Origin of the sequence: Acinetobacter sp. ATCC 27244, assembly GCF_000156555.1 — a bacterium.
Taxonomy (GTDB): Bacteria; Pseudomonadota; Gammaproteobacteria; order Pseudomonadales; family Moraxellaceae; genus Acinetobacter; species Acinetobacter haemolyticus.
On the sequence record NZ_GG665954.1, the window covers coordinates 104,473 to 109,366 of the forward strand.

Sequence of the window (4,894 nt, forward strand, 5' to 3'; positions counted from 1 at the left end):
TTTTGCGTTTAGCATCTGCTTCGGCTTGACGTTGTTGAGCAGCTAGTTTTTCTTGTTGGATTTGTTCTGCCTTCTGTTTTTCAGCTGCAAGCTGTTGTTCAGTCGGCTGTGATGGCGTTGCTGGTAAATTTTGTGGCAACGTTTCATCTACAATAGGGCTTTGAATCTCTTCGGCTTGATTTTCAGCTGTGGTTTCATAATCGATTGTTTGAGGTAAGTCATCTGGATTGACCAAAATCGTTTTTACTTTTTTTGGTTGCTCAAGAGGTTTGCTCATACCTAAGTACAACAAACCAACAATAGCCACAGCATGAATACCTAGCGTAAAAGCTAGTGCGATCGCATTTTGTTTTTCTTTAAAAGGCGGCTTTTGGAATTTTTTCATAGTTTATTCTAACGGCTTAGTTAGCAGGCCTACTTCAGTTAGACCCGCATTTTGTAAACTTGCCATTAGAGCAATCACATCACCATAAGGACGTGATTGATCACCATTTACCAAAACGGTCAGCGTTTTATTTTCTTGCTCAGCTTGGGTTTGAGCATCATTTAGAATACTTTCTAACTCTTGAAATGACAGAACCTGATTTTTATCATGCTCTTTATATTCTAAATAAATATTGCCATTGCTACCGAGGGTAACGATTGGTGGTCGCTCTTTTGACTCAATTGGATTGTTATTCGCTTGTGGCAAATCAACCTTGATTCCACTGGTAATCATCGGTGCTGTAACCATAAAAATGACTAACAGCACAAGCATGACGTCAATATAAGGAACGACATTCATATCGCTTTTGAGCGGCTTTTTGATGCGTTCAAAACGCCCTGATCGTTGAATCGCCATTATGCATCTTCCTGAGCCGTTCCAATCGATTGACGTTGTAACAGCGCCACCATTTCTTCCGCAAAAAGAGCACGATCTGAATAGATGGCTTCACCTTTCGCTGTAAAATGGTTAAATGCAAGTACTGCCGGAATCGCAGCAAATAGACCAATTGCAGTTGCAATTAATGCTTCTGCGATTCCTGGGGCAACAGTGGCCAAAGTCACTTGATCAACTGCAGCAAGACCAATAAAGGCATTCATGATGCCCCAAACGGTACCGAATAAACCAATGTATGGAGCGACGGAACCAATGCTTGCTAATACGCCTAGGCTTTGCTCTAAGCCGCCTTGTTCACGGCTTAAACCAACGCGTAACATACGTTCAGTACCTTCAATGGTTTGAGTTGTGTCAGCTTTACGTTTTTTAAGTTTAAAGAACTCAGATAAACCTTGATAAAAAACATCTTCTAAACCGTTACGTTTAGAGTTCAATTGGGCATTGTTATATAGGGTATTTAGCTCAGCACCAGACCAGAACATTTTTTGAAAATGCTCATCATCTTGCCCCGTTTTTTTAAAGCTCATATGCAATTTAGCAATCACATACCAACTATAGATTGAGGCAAGTAATAAGATCAGCATGACCAGTTGTACAACAGGGCTTGCTTGTAAAATAAGGTCAGAAATGTGCATTGAAGATTCTAAATTAGTTGCCATAAGTCACTGTGCCAAAAGTTTATTTTTCGTCCTGTGCTAATTCTTTTTGAATCAGATCACGAATTTCTTGAGGAAGGCGTCGAGGCATCAATTCTTTGTTTAGACATGCCAACACAACCTCACCAGAAGCCAGCAAGATTTCACCACGATATATATTCTGTTGCAATACAAAAGATGCAGCTTTACACGAAATAACACGCGCTGTAACGGTAATCAAATCATCCATTAATATAGGGCGTACATATTTGACTTGAATTTGGTGTACGACGAAGTTGTAGTCTTGTTGATGCCAGTAGTGGTCTACGCCTGCTGCACGTAACCATTCAGTACGAGCACGTTCCATGAAGCGAATATGATTGGCATGGTAGACGATACCGCCTGCATCTGTATCTTCAATATATACACGGATATTAAATTCAAAATGATTTGCCATGATAAAAATCCATTCTTGATACGAGGTGTTGAATAGTGTCGCAGTTTAGCATATTGATTTTTGGGGCAAATGGCACAACAGATCAAGCAAGCTATTCGTTTGAGTTTTTATCTAAGATTAAAGTCTGCGTTGCATAATCTTCTAAATGTTCAGCAAAATAGCCTGCAACAATCAAGGTTTTTAGAGGATCATCTTTTACTTTATTGTATTGAATGTAATCTTTTACACGGTCGTATAGCATACATAAACCTAAAAAACCAACTGCAAAAATGATAAATACCAACCATTCTGGGGCTTGGTTAAATAAGTAAAGTGAAATGCCGAGCATACAGCAACTGATCAATAGAATTGCCAAGTTTTTAAAAGTCAGTATAGGTTTGCGCGGTGGGCGATGTTCCTCGACCATCTGCTTTAGATCGTCTTGAAAGCATAATGAAATAAAGATTGTAGCGTGTGTATGGTCAAAGGCAAGGCTTGTGAGTGACCAGTCCAAATGTGAGGTAGTGTTGAATTGTTCAAGCTGCTCACTAGAAAGGGAAACAGCTTGTTGTTTTGAATCGACAAGTTGACAAGAGAGCGACAATGCAGAATGAGCTTGGAGAAGCGCATCTAAAAATTGTCTTTGTTCTTGGCGATATTCCGAAAACATCACATATCGAGGCAACTCTTCGATAGGCGGTAAATCAGAAATAACGTCTTGATACGATACTTTAATTCTTTCTATAAGTTGTTGTTCATCTAGGGTTTGAGTCATGATTTATCTATATTTATGATTCAGGTGGTGTCATACCAAATTGTAAATATGCCATATTGGTTGCAATACGGCCACGTGCGGTACGCATCACATAACCTTGTTGAATCAAATAGGGCTCAATTACGTCTTCAAGCGTTCCGCTATCTTCCGCCATTGCCGCAGCTAAAGCCTCAACACCAGTTGGTCGACCCTCAAAGCGTTCCAGTAACATACTGAGATAACGCCGATCGAGCGTATCTAAACCTGCTTTATCGACATTGAGCATGTCCAAAGCCCGTTGCGCCATATCCTGAGTCACTTCACCAGTGCCTTTGACTTGGGCATAGTCACGGACACGACGTAATAATCGATTGGCAATACGGGGCGTCCCACGTGCACGACGGGCGATTTCTGTTGAACCTTCATGAGTAATCGGCACATCCATGAGGTTCGCTGAACGGGTCACGATATGGGTCAGGTCTTCAACTGAATAGAACTCTAAACGCTGTACAATCCCAAAACGATCACGTAACGGGGAGGTGAGCAAACCTGCACGTGTTGTGGCTGCGACTAAAGTGAAGGCTGGCAGATCGAGCTTGATTGAACGAGCCGCAGGGCCTTCACCAATCATAATATCCAGTTGGTAATCTTCCATGGCTGGATAGAGAATCTCTTCAATCACGGGTGAAAGACGATGAATTTCGTCAATAAACAGAACGTCGCCTTCTTCAAGATTGGTCAGCATTGCTGCTAAGTCACCAGCGCGTTCCAGTACAGGGCCAGAAGTTGACTTTAAATTGCCACCCATTTCTCGTGCGATAATATTTGCGAGTGTGGTTTTACCCAGACCAGGTGGACCAAAAATCAGGGTATGGTCTAAGGCCTCACCACGACCGCGAGCTGCGCCGATGAAGATTTCCATTTGCTCACGGACTACAGGTTGACCAATATAGTCAGCCAATGACGTAGGGCGAATGGCGCGATCAAAATGATCTTCTGGTTTTTCTGTTCCGCTAATAAGACGATCTTGCATATATCAATTACTTCATCATGGATTTAAGCGCAGCACGAATAATATCGGCAGACTCAGTATAGTCTGCTTTCACGGCAGCAACAGCTTTTTGTGCTTCAGCAGGTTTATAACCCAACGATTGTAATGCGGCTTCTGCTTCGGCAACAGGTGAGTTTGCCATAAATTGAATTTGAGCAGCTGCAGTATTTGTTGTGCCGCCAGTTGAATTTGCCAAAGCTTTAAAACGATCACGTAATTCAATCATTAAACGCTCGGCAGTTTTTTTACCGACACCAGGAACTTTAATCAGTGTATTGATATCATCATGCTCAATGGTATGAATCAGTAACTCAACACTCAATGTTGATAGGATACCTAAAGCCATTTTAGGACCAACGCCATTGACTTTAAGTAAGGTACGGAAAATTGTCTTTTCCTGTGCATCACTAAAACCATAAAGTTGTTGGGCATCTTCACGAACCACAAGGTGTGTCCATAAAGTCACTTTCTGTCCTTTTTGTAATTGGCAAAATGTTGAAAGTGGCGTATCTATTTCATAGCCAACACCATTTACATTGAGTAAGACGGTTGGGGCTTCTAAGGCAAACACTTCGCCAATTAAACATCCGATCATTGAGTCTTTTCACTTAGTTGTTGATGGTTGAATAGTAGATGCCATTTGTTCTAAACGCAAAATGGCTTTTAGAATTTCTTTACGATTTCTCGTGGATTTTATCCAAGTCGGTAACCGCGAAAAATAACTGCGATTATAATTTGAAAATTCACGTTCTCTTAGATCGGCTTGAATAAAGTTTTTCAATATTTCTAAATGAGTTGGGTTGTAAACACAGATTTGACCTTGTCGAACAGCAATATTTAAAAATAATTGATATGAGTAAAAAGAATCTAAGCCTTCTTTGGAGTCGCTAACTTTTCTTAAAGTATAGATAGAGTCATCAAATGTATTTTCTCGTAGACAGAAATTACAGCTTATAGTTATTTCTCTTGGAATAAGTGACTTACGGGCATATTGCTGAAGATATTTGTATTTCCCTTTTCTACATGTTGTACATTTCGTATTTATTTCGACTTCACATGTACCTCTCCATTCATGAATATTTTGATTTAAATTAAAGTAATAACTCATATAGTCATAACTTTGGGTACGAATATGCTG

The 4,894-nt window shown here is 40.4% G+C and carries 7 protein-coding genes and 1 pseudogene; all 8 read right to left on the bottom strand.

The window, feature by feature from the left end; all coding sequences use genetic code 11:
• Positions 1 to 385: pseudogene (locus tag HMPREF0023_RS16900) on the bottom strand (protein TolA); the annotation flags it as partial.
• 3 nt (positions 386 to 388) lie between these two features.
• Positions 389 to 841, bottom strand: coding sequence for a protein TolR (gene tolR, locus HMPREF0023_RS08015; protein ID WP_004640103.1), 453 nt, complete (start codon positions 839 to 841; stop codon positions 389 to 391).
• Positions 841 to 1,539 (bottom strand): protein TolQ, encoded by a 699-nt coding sequence (tolQ, locus tag HMPREF0023_RS08020; RefSeq protein WP_008941764.1) that lies wholly within the window; start codon positions 1,537 to 1,539, stop codon positions 841 to 843. The genes tolR and tolQ overlap by 1 nt, the downstream gene beginning before the upstream one ends.
• A gap of 19 nt (positions 1,540 to 1,558) precedes the next feature.
• On the bottom strand, positions 1,559 to 1,972 hold the full coding sequence (gene ybgC / locus HMPREF0023_RS08025) for a tol-pal system-associated acyl-CoA thioesterase (RefSeq protein ID WP_004640100.1): 414 nt from the start codon (positions 1,970 to 1,972) through the stop codon (positions 1,559 to 1,561).
• Between the two features lie 91 nt (positions 1,973 to 2,063).
• Positions 2,064 to 2,726, bottom strand: coding sequence for a hypothetical protein (locus HMPREF0023_RS08030; protein WP_008941765.1), 663 nt, complete (start codon positions 2,724 to 2,726; stop codon positions 2,064 to 2,066).
• A 13-nt stretch (positions 2,727 to 2,739) separates the two neighbouring features.
• The gene (gene ruvB, locus HMPREF0023_RS08035) at positions 2,740 to 3,738 is read right to left on the bottom strand and encodes a Holliday junction branch migration DNA helicase RuvB (protein ID WP_008941766.1); all 999 of its coding nucleotides are present in this window, start codon (positions 3,736 to 3,738) and stop codon (positions 2,740 to 2,742) included.
• 7 nt (positions 3,739 to 3,745) lie between these two features.
• Entirely contained in the window at positions 3,746 to 4,351 is a 606-nt protein-coding gene (ruvA, locus tag HMPREF0023_RS08040) for a Holliday junction branch migration protein RuvA (protein ID WP_005089630.1), read from the bottom strand.
• Positions 4,352 to 4,360: 9 nt separating this feature from the next.
• On the bottom strand, positions 4,361 to 4,894 hold a 534-nt coding region (locus HMPREF0023_RS08045), incomplete at its 5' end, for a hypothetical protein (protein WP_008941767.1).